General features: G+C 73.2%; 13 protein-coding genes. 4 read left to right on the top strand and 9 right to left on the bottom strand.

The genetic code is table 11. The features are described from left to right. Nucleotides 1-53: 53 nt before the first annotated feature. Entirely contained in the window at nt 54-848 is a 795-nt protein-coding gene (locus J8403_RS24660; protein WP_211125062.1) for a L,D-transpeptidase, read from the bottom strand. Nucleotides 849-969: 121 nt separating this feature from the next. Continuing rightward, nucleotides 970-1323 (bottom strand): hypothetical protein, encoded by a 354-nt coding sequence (locus J8403_RS24655; protein WP_211125061.1) that lies wholly within the window; start codon nt 1321-1323, stop codon nt 970-972. 334 nt (nt 1324-1657) lie between these two features. Here J8403_RS24655 and J8403_RS24650 point away from each other — a divergent pair, with 334 nt between their 5' ends. Beyond that, a complete protein-coding gene (locus J8403_RS24650) occupies nt 1658-2686 on the top strand; it encodes a C40 family peptidase (RefSeq protein WP_211125060.1) in 1029 nt (342 codons plus the stop codon). Between the two features lie 240 nt (nt 2687-2926). Next, a complete protein-coding gene (locus J8403_RS24645; RefSeq protein WP_211125059.1) occupies nt 2927-3901 on the top strand; it encodes an SDR family NAD(P)-dependent oxidoreductase in 975 nt (324 codons plus the stop codon). A gap of 119 nt (nt 3902-4020) precedes the next feature. On the opposite strand, the gene J8403_RS24640 is transcribed toward J8403_RS24645, so the two are convergent. After that, complete coding sequence (locus J8403_RS24640) at nt 4021-4830, bottom strand: SDR family NAD(P)-dependent oxidoreductase (protein WP_211125058.1); 810 nt, start codon at nt 4828-4830, stop codon at nt 4021-4023. An 86-nt stretch (nt 4831-4916) separates the two neighbouring features. Here J8403_RS24640 and J8403_RS24635 point away from each other — a divergent pair, with 86 nt between their 5' ends. Then, the gene (locus J8403_RS24635; RefSeq protein ID WP_211125057.1) at nt 4917-5768 is read left to right on the top strand and encodes a helix-turn-helix transcriptional regulator; all 852 of its coding nucleotides are present in this window, start codon (nt 4917-4919) and stop codon (nt 5766-5768) included. A 31-nt stretch (nt 5769-5799) separates the two neighbouring features. Here J8403_RS24635 and J8403_RS24630 read toward each other — a convergent pair whose 3' ends face one another. The 4 genes from J8403_RS24630 to J8403_RS24615 all read right to left on the bottom strand — a co-directional run bounded on the left by J8403_RS24630 (nt 5800) and on the right by J8403_RS24615 (nt 10443). Beyond that, the gene (locus J8403_RS24630; RefSeq protein WP_425519828.1) at nt 5800-6645 is read right to left on the bottom strand and encodes a LuxR C-terminal-related transcriptional regulator; all 846 of its coding nucleotides are present in this window, start codon (nt 6643-6645) and stop codon (nt 5800-5802) included. A 596-nt stretch (nt 6646-7241) separates the two neighbouring features. Then, the gene (locus J8403_RS24625; protein WP_211125055.1) at nt 7242-8519 is read right to left on the bottom strand and encodes an ATP-binding protein; all 1278 of its coding nucleotides are present in this window, start codon (nt 8517-8519) and stop codon (nt 7242-7244) included. Between the two features lie 302 nt (nt 8520-8821). Next, complete coding sequence (locus J8403_RS43770) at nt 8822-9130, bottom strand: hypothetical protein (RefSeq protein ID WP_246585971.1); 309 nt, start codon at nt 9128-9130, stop codon at nt 8822-8824. Next, nucleotides 9127-10443 carry a PspC domain-containing protein gene (locus J8403_RS24615; protein ID WP_246585970.1) on the bottom strand — a complete coding sequence of 439 codons (1317 nt, stop codon included), beginning with the start codon at nt 10441-10443 and terminating at the stop codon, nt 9127-9129. The genes J8403_RS43770 and J8403_RS24615 overlap by 4 nt, the downstream gene beginning before the upstream one ends. A 124-nt stretch (nt 10444-10567) precedes the next feature. Here J8403_RS24615 and J8403_RS24610 point away from each other — a divergent pair, with 124 nt between their 5' ends. After that, nucleotides 10568-12439, top strand: coding sequence for a serine/threonine-protein kinase (locus J8403_RS24610; RefSeq protein ID WP_211125053.1), 1872 nt, complete (start codon nt 10568-10570; stop codon nt 12437-12439). A gap of 64 nt (nt 12440-12503) precedes the next feature. On the opposite strand, the gene J8403_RS24605 is transcribed toward J8403_RS24610, so the two are convergent. Together J8403_RS24605 and J8403_RS24600 are read right to left on the bottom strand one after the other, a co-directional pair. Then, nucleotides 12504-13085, bottom strand: coding sequence for a DoxX family protein (locus J8403_RS24605; RefSeq protein WP_246585969.1), 582 nt, complete (start codon nt 13083-13085; stop codon nt 12504-12506). Nucleotides 13086-13162: 77 nt separating this feature from the next. Further along, nucleotides 13163-14458, bottom strand: coding sequence for a serine/threonine-protein kinase (locus tag J8403_RS24600; RefSeq protein WP_211125052.1), 1296 nt, complete (start codon nt 14456-14458; stop codon nt 13163-13165). Nucleotides 14459-14558 lie beyond the last annotated feature (100 nt).

Raw genomic sequence — 14558 nt, 5'->3', positions numbered from 1 at the left:
CGGGGCCGGGGCCCCGGGCAGCGGCATGGTCACGTCATCGGCTCAGGCGCCGCTCACGTGCCGGGCTTGCGCCCGTAGACGTACACGTCGTCGCCGTTCTTCAGCAGGCTCCAGTACTTCTTGGCCTCGCCCGTGCGCATATTGACGCAGCCGTGGGAGCCGGGCGGGGACCATACGCTCCCGGCGATCGAGTGGAACGCCTGACCGCCGTCGAAGAACTGGCTGTAGGGCATGGCGACCTTGTAGAGCGTCGACCAGTGGTTGACGTCGCGCCAGTAGATCTTCTTCAGGCCGGTGCGGGTCTCGAAGCCGTCCCGCCCGGACCGCACCGGCACCGGCCCGTAGACCAGCCGGGAGCCGTCCTGGATCCAGCTGAGCTGCCGGGTGAGGTCGACACAGGCGATGCGGCCCTTGTTGGTCGGGCACTTCTTCGCCGCGTTCGGGTTTGTTCCGGCGGCCTTCTGGGTGTTGATCAGGCTCATCACGCCCCAGGTGATCGGGCCCGCGTAGCCGATCGTCGGGCTGATGCCGTGGTTGACCTGGAACTTCTGGATCGCGAGACAGTCCGCCCGCGACTGCCGCCCGTCCACGGGGCGGCCCAGGAACCGCTCGGCCTGCCGCTGGTACGGCCCCACGCCGGCCGTACACGATGACGCGGCCATGGTGGCCGGTGTCACCGATCCGGCCGACCTGCCCAGCGGCCGCGCCTGGGCCGGCCGTGCCTGAGCCTGCGCGGGACCGGCGACGGCGACCGCGAGCGGCACCGTCATTCCCGCCAGTCCCAGCACGAGGCCCGCGCGTCGGCCACGCCCGCCATGCCTGCTTCTGACTGCCCCCACTGCCCCCATGGCCACTCCTCTCGACTGCCTCGCTCTTTACCAGGACAGCTCACGAGTGCAAACGGTTGCCTCAGGATCGTGTCGAAAAGGTGTCGGAATTGTCTCGTGATTACCTCAGATGATCAGCTCGTCAGGTCCACAGCACGGCGATGAAAATGTTTGCCGTTGTCAAGGCACCCACCGTGCCGAAGGCGGCAGACTCTACCTTCTCCTCGTCGCGCTTCACATACACCAGGCCGAGGACCACGATCAGCAGCGCCAGCTTCACCCCGATCTTGATGTTGTTGACGCTGTTGTCGTCGGCCTGATGGAGCCCGACCAGCGCCGCGCCGGTCACCAGCATGGTCAGCGCGCCGTGCAGCATCGCCGGGGTCATCCGGGCCTCGCCCGCGCCCATCGCCTTGAGCTGCGAGAAGAAGCCGCCGAGCAGCGCGCCGATGCCGACGATGTGCAGGCCGACGAACACGTGAATGAGTACGTCCATGGCTCCGGAGACTAACCGCGCGCATATCATCACCCGGCACTCGGGTGGGCCCCTATCGGCGCTTCGGTCACGGCCGCCCCACACTCCCGACCACCCCACTCGCCGGGCGATCAGCCACCGTCACGGGAGCGACGAAATACGTGCACTCCCGTTCAATCCCCCGCACGACCCCCGGTTTCCGGCCTAACTTCCTCCTCCAGGTGGCAGTCCGCTTCCCGTCAACTGAGGGTCCCCGCCTCACGGCGGACTGCCACCTGTCCGTCCGCTCCCCACGAGGGTCCAGGATCAGCGGAATGTCCTGGAATGCCCAAGAAAGACCAGGTGAACCGCCGCAGTGGCGTCGCACAGGAAGCCCAAGCAGCGCTCGCTCACCAGCAGCACCGCCCGCGCGGCCGCGGTCCTCGCCCTCACCGGCGCCGCGTCCGCCACCCTCCTCGACGGCACCGGGCACGCCGAGAACCGCCTCACCCCCGCTCAGGTGAAGGCGAAGGTCGATGAGTACCAGCGGCAGGCCGAGGAGGCCACCGAGCGGTACAACGGCGCGAAGGACAAGGCGGACAAGGCCCGCGAGGCGCTGGACGCGCTGCGCGACCAGGCCGCCCGCCGCACCACCCGGCTCAACGCCGCGCGCAACGCCCTCGGCGCCTTCGCCACCGCCCAGTACCGCTCGGGGACGATCGCCCCGGCCCTCCAGCTCGCCCTGTCCTCCTCCCCCGGCCAGTACCTCCAGCGCGCCTCGCTCGCCGAGCGCGCGGGGAGCCGCCAGGCCGCCCTGATCGCCTCCGTCGGCCGTCAGGAGCGGAAATTACGCCAGGTCCGCGGCGAGGCGGCCGACCGCCTCGCCGCTCTGCGCGCCTCCCAGACGGCGGCCGCCCGCCACAAGCGGACCGTCCAGCAACGGCTCGCCGCCGCCGACCGCCTCCTCGACCGGCTGACCCTCGAGCAGCGGCAGCGCCTGCTGGCGGCCCAGGACGGCGACAAGGCCGGTGCCGACACGATCGCCTCCCCCACCGCGGGCCGCGCCGCCCGCGCCGTCTCCTACGCGTACGCGGCCCTCGGCAAGCCGTACGTCTGGGGCGCCGCCGGCCCGCACGGCTATGACTGCTCGGGGCTCACACAAGCGGCCTGGCGCGCCGCCGGGGTCGCCCTGCCCCGCACCACCTACACGCAGATCAACGCCGGCCGACGCGTCACCCGCGACCAACTGGCCCCCGGCGACCTGGTCTTCTTCTACTCCGGCGTCAGTCATGTGGGCCTCTACATCGGCGACGGCCGCATCATCCACGCCCCGCGCCCGGGCGCCCCCGTCCGGGTGGCCTCCGTGGCCGACATGCCCTTCGCGGGGGCGGCCCGCCCGGCGTAGCGGTCCCGCCGGTGCAGCCCTCCCTGGGCGGTGTAGTAGCCCTCCCTGGGCGGTGTAGCCCTCCCTGGCCGGACTTGTCGGCGGGAGGGCGGCGGCTGACGGGGGCCTGTCGGCGAGTACCACCGTTTTGACGGCGCGCTGTCGGTGGGGCGTCGGTCGCGACCGTAAGGCTGACATGTAGCCGCGTCAGCCACATCCGGTCACCGGCCCGTCGCCCTTACGAACGCCAGGAGCCCCCGTATGCCTTCCGCCGCCTCGTCCGAAGCCCCCTCCGAAGCATCGACCGCGCCATGGGACGTCCATCGGCTGCCGCGTGCCGACGGAAAGACCTTTCTGGTGACCGGCGGCAACGCGGGGATCGGGTACTTCGTCGCCGAACAGCTCGCAAGTACGGGAGCCGGCGTCGTCCTCGGCAGCCGGGACGCGGACAAGGCGGACGCCGCCGCGACCTCGATCCGCTCCCGGGTCCCCGACGCCCGGGTGCGCCATATCCGGCTCGACCTCGCCGACCTCGGCTCGCTCAAGGCCTCCGCGCAAGCGCTGCGTTCGGACCGTCTGGACGCGGTCGTCCACAACGCCGGGGTGAAGTTCGACGAGCCGCCCCGCCGTGAGACCGGGGACGGCCATGAGGCGATGTTCGGGATCAACCACCTCGGGCACTTCGCGCTGACCCACTGGCTGGCACCGCTGCTGGCGGCCGCCCCCGAGGGCCGGGTCGTCACCACGGGCAGCTTCGCGGCCACCTCCGAGCGGCTGGACCTGGACGACCTCGAAAGCACCCGGGACTACCGGCCGGACCGCACCTATGGACGGTCGAAACTGGCCCAGATGCTCTTCGGGTTCGAACTCGACCGCCGTCTGAGGACGGCCGGCAGCACGGTGCGGAGCGTGGTCACCCACCCCGGTGGCGCGCTCGACTCCCTCACCCCGCCCCGTCCGCCCCTCCACGCCCCCACGACCGGCGAACGGCTGCGCGGGCTGCCCGCCGGACTCCTCGTCCAGGGCAAGGAGGCGGCCGCCTGGCCCGCCGTACGAGCCGTCCTCGACCCGTCCGTCACCGGCGGCCAGCTGTGGGCCCCGAGGATCTTCGGCCTCCGCGGCACCCCCCGGCTCCGGCCCGTCCGCGGTCATCTGGCGGATGCGGAGGTCGCGGCCCGCCTGTGGTCGGCGAGCCGCGATCTGACGGGGGTCGAGCCGGAGTTCGGCCTCGGATGAGGCCCATCCGGGTGCGGCCCGGGGCGGGTGCGGCCCGGGGCGGGTGCGGCCCGTCCGAGTGCGGCCCGGGCGGTGCGGCCCGGGCGATCAGTCGCACCCGGCCGGCGGTGCCGGCGGGCTCAGGCCCGGCTGCCGCCGTCCACCGGGAGGACCACGCCGGTCACATACGAGGCGCGGTCGCTGAGGAGCCAGGCCGCGGCCTGGGCGATCTCGTCCGGGTCGGCGGCGCGGCGCAGCGGGGCGTGGGTGGTGATCCGCTCGACGACGCCGGGGGATTCCGCCTCCCATTCGCGGATCATCTCGGTGAGCGTGGCCCCGGGCGCGATGGCGTTGACGCGGATGCCCTCCGGACCGTAGGTGATGGCGGCGGACTCGGTGAGGCTGTTGACCGCGCGCTTCGCGGCGCCGTACGCGGGGAGTTCGGGGTTGCCCCTGAGGCTGCCGACGCTGGAGTTGTTGACGATGGCGCCCGTTCCCGCGGTGGCGCGGATGGCAGCGACCTCGGCGTTCATGGCCAGCCAGGGGCCCCGGAGATTGACGGCGTAGACGTGGTCGAAGTCGGCCTCCGCCAGCTGGTCCATCGGGCCCGGCTGCTGGATCGTCGCGCCGTTGTTGAAGGCCACGTCGAGCCGGCCGTACAGCTCCACGGCCCGGTCGACGGCGGCCCGCACGCTCGCCGCGTCGGCCAGGTCGCACACCACGTGATCCGCGGTGCCACCGGCCGCCCGGACCTCCTCGGTGACGGTCTTGAGCTCGGCCTCCGTACGGGCCGCCAGCAGTACCCGGGCGCCCTCCCGGGCGAAGAGGCGCGCCGCTGCGGCGCCGATGCCGCGCCCGGCGCCGGTGATGAAGGCGACCTTGCCGGCCAGCAGTCCGCCGGCCGCGGCGGGGGTCGAGGGGGCGTGGGTGGTGTTCGGTGTGTTGTCCATGGTCACGAGCCTGCTGCGGACGCCGGAGCCCAGCCAGGCACCGGCGGTACCTGGCTGGGCCCATCGCCGCGCCGCACACTGAAGGCGTGGACAGACGAGAACTGGCGGCCTTCCTGCGCAGCCGGCGCGAGCGGATCACCCCCGCCGATGTCGGGCTGCCCGCCGGGACGCGGCGCCGCACCCCGGGGCTGCGGCGCGAGGAGGTGGCGCAGCTGGCGTTCATCTCGACCGAGTACTACACGCGGCTGGAGCAGGCCCGCGCCCCGCGTCCTTCCCGCGAGGTGCTGGCCGGGCTGGCCCGGGCGCTGCGGCTGGCGGACGCCGAGCGCACCCACCTCCACCATCTCGCCGGCGCCCCGCCGGGCCCCGCGGCCGGGCCCCCGCGGGAGGTGCGGCAGAGCATCGTGGATCTGCTGCGGCGGCTGCCGAACGCGGCGGCGATCGTGGTCTCCGCGATGTACGAGGTGATCGCCTGGAACGACCTGGCCGCCGCGCTGATGGAGGACTTCTCCGCGCTCCCCCGCCGGGACCGCAACCTGGCCCGCCGCGCCTTCCTCAGCCCGTACCAGGATGAGCGGCGGCTGTACGGGGTGACGGACGCGGGGGAGTTCGCCCGGGCCACGGCCGAGAATCTGCGCGCCGCGGCCGCCCGCTACCCCGACGACCCCGAGCTGACCGAGCTGGTGGCGGAGTTGCGCGCCGGGAGCGAGGAGTTCGCCCGGCTGTGGGACTCCCATGACGTGTGCGCCCGGCCCACCCTGTGCAAGACGTTCCGCCATCCGCTCGTCGGGCCCGTCTCCGTCAACTGCGATGTGCTGGACCTCGCCGACCGGGATCAGCGGGTCGTCATCTACACCGCCGACCCCGGTTCACCGTCCGAGGAGGCCCTGCGGCTGCTGTCGGTGATCGGCACCCAGCGCATGGAGGTGCCGGGCTGAGCGGCGGCCGCCGTACGCCCCCGCTCCCGGCTCAGACCAGGCGGCGGGCCGTCGCCCAGCGGGTCAGCTCATGGCGGTTGGAGAGCTGGAGTTTGCGCAGCACCGCCGAGACGTGGCTCTCGACCGTCTTCACCGAGATGAACAGCTGCTTGGCGATCTCCTTGTAGGCGTAACCGCGCGCGATGAGGCGCAGCACCTCGCGCTCGCGCTGGGTGAGCCGGTCCAGGTCCTCGTCCACGGGCGGAGCGTCGGTGGAGGCGAAGGCGTCGAGGACGAAACCGGCGAGGCGCGGCGAGAAGACCGCGTCGCCCTCGGAGACCCGGAAGATCGCGTCGACGAGGTCGGTGCCGGTGATGGTCTTGGTCACATAGCCGCGGGCGCCGCCCCGGATGACCCCGATGACGTCCTCGGCGGCGTCCGAGACGGAGAGCGCGAGGAAGCGCACCGGGCGCTCCGGGTCGGCCATCAGGGAGGCGCTGCGGCGCAGCACCTCGACGCCGCCCCCGCCGGGGAGGTGGACGTCGAGCAGCACGACCTCGGGGCGGGTCGCGGTGATCACGGTCACGGCCTGGTCGACATCGGCGGCCTCGCCGACCACCTCGACGCCGGTCCGGGCCGTCTCGCCGATCTCGGCCTGCACTCCGGTACGGAACATCCGGTGGTCGTCGACGAGCACGACGCGCACGCGGCGCGGCACGGCGGCGTCGTCGTCCCCGGCGCCTCCGGCCCCGGCCGGACCGGGCGCGGGACCGCCACCGGACGCGGGAACGCCACCGGCCGGTCCCGCCGCGCCCGGACCGCTCGGGCCTCCTGCCGCGCCGGAGCCTCCCGTGCCGCTTGCGCCTGCCATGCCCGTGCCTCCTGCGGCCGCTGCCATGCCCGTGGGGCCCGTGCGGCCCGGCGTGCCCGTGCCACCCGACGTGCCCGTGCGGCCCGACGCCCACGTACGGCCCGGCGTGCCCGTGCCACCCGACGCCCCCGTGCCACCCGACGTGCCCGGGTTCCCCGCCCTGCCCGTGGCGCTGGAGGCCGAGGTTCCGCCGGACGCAGCTGTGCCGCCGGGCACCGAGGCGCGGCCGGAGCCGCCGGGCGCCCGAGAGCCACCGGCCGCGGAAGCGCCAGCCGACACGCGAGAGCCGCCCGCCCGGGGGACTCCGCCCGCCGCGGAAGCGTCGCCCCCCGTGGGGACACCGCCCGCCATGGGCGCGCCGCCCAGGGCCCCCTGGGCCGCCGTGGAACCCGGGCCGCCGAAGGCCGGGGTGCCGCCGAAGGCCGACCGGCCGCCGAAGGCCGGGGTGCCGCCGAAGGCCGGGGTGCCGCCGAAGGCCGACCGGCCACCGAGGGCCGACAGGCCACCGAGGGCCGACAGGCCACCGATAGCAGGACCGCTGCCCCCGAACGCCGGGAGGCCACCTGGCGCGGCAAGGCCCCCCTCGCCGCCTGAGCTACCGGCCGACAGGCCATACGCGTCGGTCATGTCGTCGCCGCCCTCTCCATCTCCAGCTCCACTTCCGTGCCCCCGTCCGGCGCTGACCTCAGCCGGGCCGTGCCGCCGTTCCGCTGCATCCGGCCGATGATCGACTCGCGTACGCCCATCCGGTCCTCCGGCACCGCGTCCACGTCGAAGCCGGGGCCGCGGTCGCGCACGGAGATGAACACCGTGGCCCCCTCGACCTCGGCGAAGACCTGGACGGCCCCGCCGTCGCCACCGTACTTGGCCGCGTTGACCATCGCCTCGCGCGCCGCCTGTATCTGTGCGCCCAGTTTCTCGTCCAGCGGGCAGTCGCCGACCACCACCACCTCGATCGGGACGCCATGGTGGTCCTCGACCTCCGCCGCCGTCTTCTTCACCGCCTCCGCGAGGGTGTCCGGCTCCTCGGCCTCGTCCTTGCCGGTGCCCTCCGGCCGGTAGAGCCACGCGCGCAGCTCCCGCTCCTGGGCGCGGGCGAGCCGGGCCACCTCGCGGGGCTCCTCCGCGTTCCGCTGGATCAGGGTGAGGGTGTGCAGCACGGAGTCATGGACGTGGGCCGCCACCTCCGCCCGCTCCTGCGCGCGGATGCGCATCAGCCGTTCCTCGGAGAGGTCCTGCGTCATCCGCACCACATACGGACCCACCAGCAGCGCGATGCCGACGAGAACGGCCAGGGCCGCCTGCAGCACGGCCCCCAGGTGCTTGGCCGAACCCTGCAGGACGACGATCCCGGACACCCCGGCGGCCACCAGCACGACCCCGGCGGCGCCACGGGCCAGGGGCAGGACCCGCTTGCTGCGGCTGAGCTCGACCCACTGGGCGCGGCGCGCGTTGTCCGCCTGGCGCCAGAAGAGGGCGACGCCCGCACCGATGAGGAGGAGCGGCCAGATATAGGTGTTAGCACGGCCGAGGTGGAAGCCCTGGATGAAGATGCCCATGCCGACGCAGAGGGCGACCAGCGCGATGATCTGGCCCCGCTCCGGCCTGCGGGCCAGGATCCGGCGGCGGCCGTCGGGGCCCACAGTGGTGAACGGGCGGGTGGTCATCGTCTCCACGCCGCCGACGCCGAGGGGGACGATGAACCAGAAGAGCGCGTAGACGAGCGCGCCGAACCCCTCCGCCATGACCAACGCGACGAAGACGATCCGCACCCACAGGACCGGCAGCCCGAGATGCCCCGCGAGCCCTCGCGCCACACCGCCGAGGAGGCGGCCTTCGGCACTGCGGTAGAGCTTGCGCGGGGGTGGCTCGGGGGTCGTAGGGGGCACGGCGGCGGTCATGGCTCGATCGTCACACGTCCGGCCGACAACGGGCATCAGGGTCGCCCCTGATCGTTCCCCGACCCGGCGCCCAGGGTCCCCGAACCCCGGGTCCCCGAACCCGGCGCCCAGGGCCCCTCCCCGGTCCCCCGGTCCCGGCGCCCAGGGCCCGGCCCCACAACCCCCTCAAGGCATCCACATCCACCCCATACACCCACACACATCCCCACACACCCACACACGCGCCCCGGCCACCGCCCCCGCAGACGCCCTCAGCCCCGCCGCCAGCCCTCAGCCCCCGCCCTCAGCCCCGCCGCCAGTCCTCAGCCCCCGCCCTCAGCCACACCCTCCTCGGGCGTCGCACGCCGCGACCGGCGGCGGAGGGCGTAGGTGAGGGCCGAGGTCAGGGCCGCCACGCACAGGCCGCCCAGGAGCGTCGGGAGGGCGATCTCCGGGCGGACGTCCCACTCTCCGGCCGCGTCCATCCCGTACGCGGCGGCCATGCCCAGGACCACCAGCCCGGCCACCAGCTTGCCCGGCTCGAACGCATGGCGGGTCCGGTCGGGGGCCGAGTGACCGAGCGAGTGGTCACACGAACGATCGAACGAATGACCGAATGAATGGCGCCTCATGATCGCTTCACCTCCACGGTGCCCAGCCCCAGCTCCAGCTTCAGCGAGACCGTGCCCTCGGCCTTACCGCCGTCCGCCGGGCCCAGGGTGAGCTTGCGCTCCCGGCCCGGCCCGATGTCGACGTTGTTGGTCTTCTCGCCCGGAAGCCAGATGTCGCCGATCCCGACCTCGATGTCCAGCTTCACCCGGGCGTCGCGCGGGACCGTCACGGCCAGCTTGCCCGCGCCCATCTCCACCCGGCTGGAGACGGTGCTGCCCGCCTCCAGGGGCAGGCGGTTCAGCTTCAACTCGGCGACACCGCCGCCCAGCTCATAGCCGCCGCGCAGGGAGCTCACGGAGGTCGGGGCCCAGGTCCGGCGGGCCCAGTCGGGGGTGACGGAATCGGGGAGGGCCGCCGAGCCGGCCAGCAGCCCGCTCGTGAGGAGCGCGAGGAACACCGTGCCGCCACCGGCGCGGCCCCAGCGGGAGCTGATGACCAGGGCCAGCCCGAAGACGCCCAGCGCGCAGGCGAAACCGATCTCGAGGCTGGTGCCCAGCGGCTGGGAGGACCACCCCGCTCGCGCACCCACCACGGCCGCGGCGACCGCCACCAGGAAGGCCCAGCCGCCGATCGACGCCCGGTCCCGCACCCGGCGGGCCCGCTCCGCCTTCGCCTCCGCCTTGTCGTACGGGCCGTCGTCCGGCCCCCACAGATAGCCGGTACGCGATCCGGCGCCGGACCCCGCGGCGAAGCCGAGCGGCCCGGTCGTGCCGTCCTTGACGATCGGATCGCGCCACCAGGACGGGGCGGGGCCGCCGCGCGTGGGCGGGGCCTTGGTCTCGGGCGGCGCGTCGGCGACCGCCTGGGCCGTGGCCGGGTCCACCGCGCCCACGCTCACGGCCTGGCGGCGGTGGTGCGACCAGTAGCCCGCACCGGCGGCCGCGAGGGCGAGCATGAACGAGAAGTACATGACGCCGCCGTTGTTGAGCATCGACAGGAACAGCCCGCAGCCCACCAGCGCCACCAGCACCGCCGTCAGCCCCGGGCCCTCGACCCGCCCCGAGAGCAGCCGGCGCCCCTCGTTCTCGTCCTCGCCGTGGAAGGGGATCAGCAGCCAGCAGAAGCCGTACACGATCAGGCCGAGGCCGCCCGCGACGCCCAGCACCGACAGCACCACCCGGAAGATCACCGGGTCCAGGTCGCAGTACCGGCCGAGCCCTCCGCACACCCCCGAGATCACCTTATGGTCACGACTGCGCCGCAGTGGCGTCGGTGACAGGCGGGAACCGGACGCGGCCTCGGCCTCGTCCGCCACGGTGGGTGCTTCTGTCATGCGTCCATGGTGACAACAGGGCCGTACCCGCGACATCCGGCATGCCCCTAGGTCTTCCCTGAGATCCCCCCAAGGGTCACGGCGGCTATCGTGTCGCATCGAACGTGTGCGGGAGGGGACAGCGGTGTCGGACGAAGGCCACCTGATAGCCGGACGTTACCGCCTGGTCGAGAAGATCGGCCGTGGCGGCATGGGCACGGTGTGGCGCGCGGAGGACGAACTGCTGGGCCGTCAGGTGGCGGTCAAGCAGCTCTACGTCTCTCCCCACCTCGCCGAGGACGAGCTGACGACGCTGCACGAACGCACCCGTCGCGAGGCGCGCAGCGCGGCCCGCATCACCCACCCCAACGTGGTCGTGGTCCATGACGTGGTGGACCACTACGGACTGCCGTGCATCGTCATGGAGTACGTGCCCTCCACGACCCTCGCCGACCTGCTGAAGAACGGCGGACGGGTCGCCCCCGACGAGGCCGCCCGCATCGGCCGCGGCATGGTCGCCGCCCTGCGCGCCGCGCACGCGGCCGGGGTGCTGCACCGGGACGTCAAGCCCGGCAATGTGCTGCTCGGCCCCGAAGGCCGGGTCGTGCTCACGGACTTCGGCATCGCGATGGCCACCGGCACCTCGACGCTGACCAAGACCGGCGAGGTCGTCGGCTCGATCGACTACATCGCGCCCGAGCGGGTCAGGGGCCGCAAGCCCGGCCCCGCGTCGGACCTCTGGGCGCTGGGGGCGACGCTCTACCAGGCGGTCGAGGGGCGGCCGCCGTTCCGCAAGGCAACGGCGATCGAGACGGGTTACGCGATCGCCGTCGATCCGCTGGACCCGCCCAAACAGGCGGGGGCGCTGGGGCCGCTGATCGAGCGTCTGCTGGCGAAGGAGCCGGAGCTGCGGCCCTCGGCGGAGGAGACCGAACGGGCGCTGCGGATGCCGGCGGCGGAGGCGGAGACCACCTCGCTGTCGACGCCGCCGATCGACGCGACCATGAATCTGTCGACGCGACGGGAGTCCGGCACGGCCACGGGCGGGACCACGGGCACCACATCCCACTCCTCGCCGAACCCGCCCACGACATCGACCCCGTATTCACACACGTCCCACACACCGAGCACGCCGCATACGCCGAGCGCGCCGAACGCCCCGCACACGCCGAGCACTCCGCACCCCTCGGACCCACGGCTTCCGCACCACACCCCGCCGGGCACCGGGAACACGCCGGGTCCGCAGCACACCTCGGGCACCGCGAACATCCCCGGCCAGCAGCACACCCCGGCCACGTCCACGCCGTTCACCGCGTCGACGCCGTCCATGACGACCCCGACGCCCATGCCCCCGTCCGCTCCGGCGGGCAAGAGCCGTAAGACGGTGTGGACGGCCGTGGCGGCCTCCCTGGCGGTCGTGACCGTGGCGGGCGGCGTCTATCTGTTCGGCTTCGACCATGACAACGGCCAGAAGGGTGGCGGAGGTCAGTCCTCCGCCACGGACACGCCGTCGTCCGCCGCGAACAAGCCGTACACCCCGCCGTCCGGCTACCACATCGTCACCGAGAAGAAGTTCGGCTTCTCGCTGCCCATCCCCGACGGCTGGTCCCGCCAGGAGCAGTCCGACCCCGACGGCAACACGGTCGACCGCACCCAGGAGGTCCGCTACCTCGCCCCCAACGGGCTGGTCGGTCTGCGGATCAACGTCCTGGACTTCGCCTCCGGTGACCAGGTCCAGCACTTCGAGGACCTCGAGGTCGCGTTCAAGGACAAGAAGGAGTACCCGATCTACGAGCGGTTGCGGCTCCAGGAGACGAAGTACCAGGGCATGCCCGCCGCCATCTGGGAGTTCAAGTTCCGCGGCGAGGTCCGGATGTACCGCGCGCTCGACCTCGGCTTCGGCAAGGAGGGCGAGAAGGAGTACGCGATCTACCTGAGCGGCCCGGACGCGGACTGGGGCACCACCCGGCCGATCTTCGACGAGGTCCGGGACGGCTTCCGCATCCTCAACAACTGACGGGACGTGGCCCGGGGCCCCGGCCACGTCCCGCGCGAAGCGGCACGCCCCACGTACCGCGTTCCTACGTGAAGAGCTGCGAGCCCTGCCGGCGCCGGCGCCTGGAGATGGCGACGTCCAGGGAGAGATACGGCGCACCGGCCAGCACCAGCGGCAGCCACGCCATCAGATAGGCCAGGTCGTTGCCGTAGTAGTAGGGGTCCGACTGCCAGCTGACCGTGAGCCACAGGCTCAGGGAGATCAGCGCGCCGCCGAAGGCGGCCAGGCGGGAGAGAAGGCCCACCAGGATGCCGAGGCCGACGGCCAGTTCGCCGTAGGCCATGGCGTAGCCGAAGGCGGTGGGGTCCTTGAGGGCCTGGTCGACCATCCACGGCAGGGCCGAGCTGTCCCGCACCTGACGCATCAGCTCGCCGATCGAGCCGGTGCCCGAGTCGGACAGGAAGGCCGAGTCGGTGAGTTTGTCGATCCCGGCGTAGACGAAGGTGACGCCGAGGAAGATCCGCAGTGGCAGCAGCGCGTAACGGGCGGCCGTGGCCCGAACTCCCACGGGCTGCTGCCCGCCTATGCCGTTCACGCCGCTCACCCCGTGCACGCTGCCGCCGCTGCCCGCCGTGCCCGAACCGGCCATACGATCCGCGTGTCTCATGCCGCCCGCCTCTCCCGTCGCGCCGCTATTTCGTTGCGCGTTCGACAAAACCATACGGAGCGGCAGGCCGGAACGACTCAGTCCATAACATCGATGGGATAGGGGTTGGTCTCCGCGCCCGAGGCCGTCACGACCTGTACATCCACCCGGCCCGGCTCCACGTCCACCGGGACCGGCACGGTGAGCGCGGTGTCGGTCGGGCTGCTGAAGCCGCCGGCGACCGGGACCAGCGGCACATGGACGTGCACCCTGCCGATGCGGACGACCAGCTTGGCCAGCCGGTCCGGGTCCTGTGCGCCCGGCGGGACGAAGCCGCTGCCGCGGATCTCGATGTCGTCGCCGGTGCGGATCGGGGCGTCGCGGTCGATGGCGCCCTCCTCGGGGCGGACCCGTACGACGGACAGCACGGTCGGCCGGCCGCCCTCCGCGTACTTCCCGGTCAGGTACATCACCACCGATACGGCCGCCAGCAGCGTCAGGCCCCAGGGCACATCGGGCAGCCGCCACGGCTCGCGGCCGAGGCGGACGGCGGTGCAGGCGAGGGCCGCGGCGTGGACGACGACATACTGCACATCGGCGAAGCTGCCGCGGCCCGCGTCGTCGGTCAGCAGATCGGCGGCGCGCGGGCGCACGGCCCGCACCTTCTGCAGCCGCTGCGCCCGCACCCGGGCCGCGACGAAGAGCCGTGCCAGCACGGCGGTCACACACGTCAACGCGGCGACCGTAAGGAGCCCGGCGGCGTGGTCCAGGGCCAGCCCGTCGGTCAGCCGCTGCCGGTCGCCGGGGGCCACGGCCAGCTCGACGCCGAGCACCAGCACCGCGAAGACCGCGATCAGCAGCCAGGCGGCGGCGACGGCGCGGGAGGTGGAGAGTCGGTTGTCCTCGCCGACGAGCGGGGCGAGCGGGCCCCCGTCCGCGCGGTGCAGCCGGGCGGTGAGGGTCAGCAGCGCGGCGGTGACCACGGCGGCGGTGAGCCCGGCCGTCCGGGCGACCGACCAGCCCGCGCCGATCGCCGTGGCCAACTGGCCGATCAGCAGCACCCCGACCGCGCCCCACACCACGAACACGGTGCGCCGCCAGACCCGGTGCCGCCATGCCGAGGTCTCGGCGCGGCCGCTGTCGGCGACGGAGCGGGCCGCCTGGGACAGCTCGTCGGAGACCCACTGCCGGGACGCTCCCGCCGAGTGGACGAGAGCCGCTGGAAGGCCCTCTCCGGCCGCGAAACGCTCCCGCAGGGCCACGAACGCGGCCACCGCCCGCCGATGGCCCTCACGGGCCCCCTGGGAGCATTCACAGCCCGTGTGGCCGTGGGGATGCCCATGGGGGTGCTGTCCTTCTGCCGTCGTGGCGTTCTTCGCCGTCTCCACCGCCACGCGGGTCGCTCCGTCGTTCACTCGTTCCGTACGGGACCGCGGGTTCGCGCGGCACCGCCCAACTGACAGGTATTGAGAGGGGATTGTGCCGCACCGCGGA

Source organism: Streptomyces yatensis, assembly GCF_018069625.1.
GTDB classification, from domain to species: domain Bacteria; phylum Actinomycetota; class Actinomycetes; order Streptomycetales; family Streptomycetaceae; genus Streptomyces; species Streptomyces yatensis.
The sequence above is the reverse complement of the archived record's forward strand: the minus strand, read 5'-3'. Positions and strand labels throughout refer to the sequence as shown.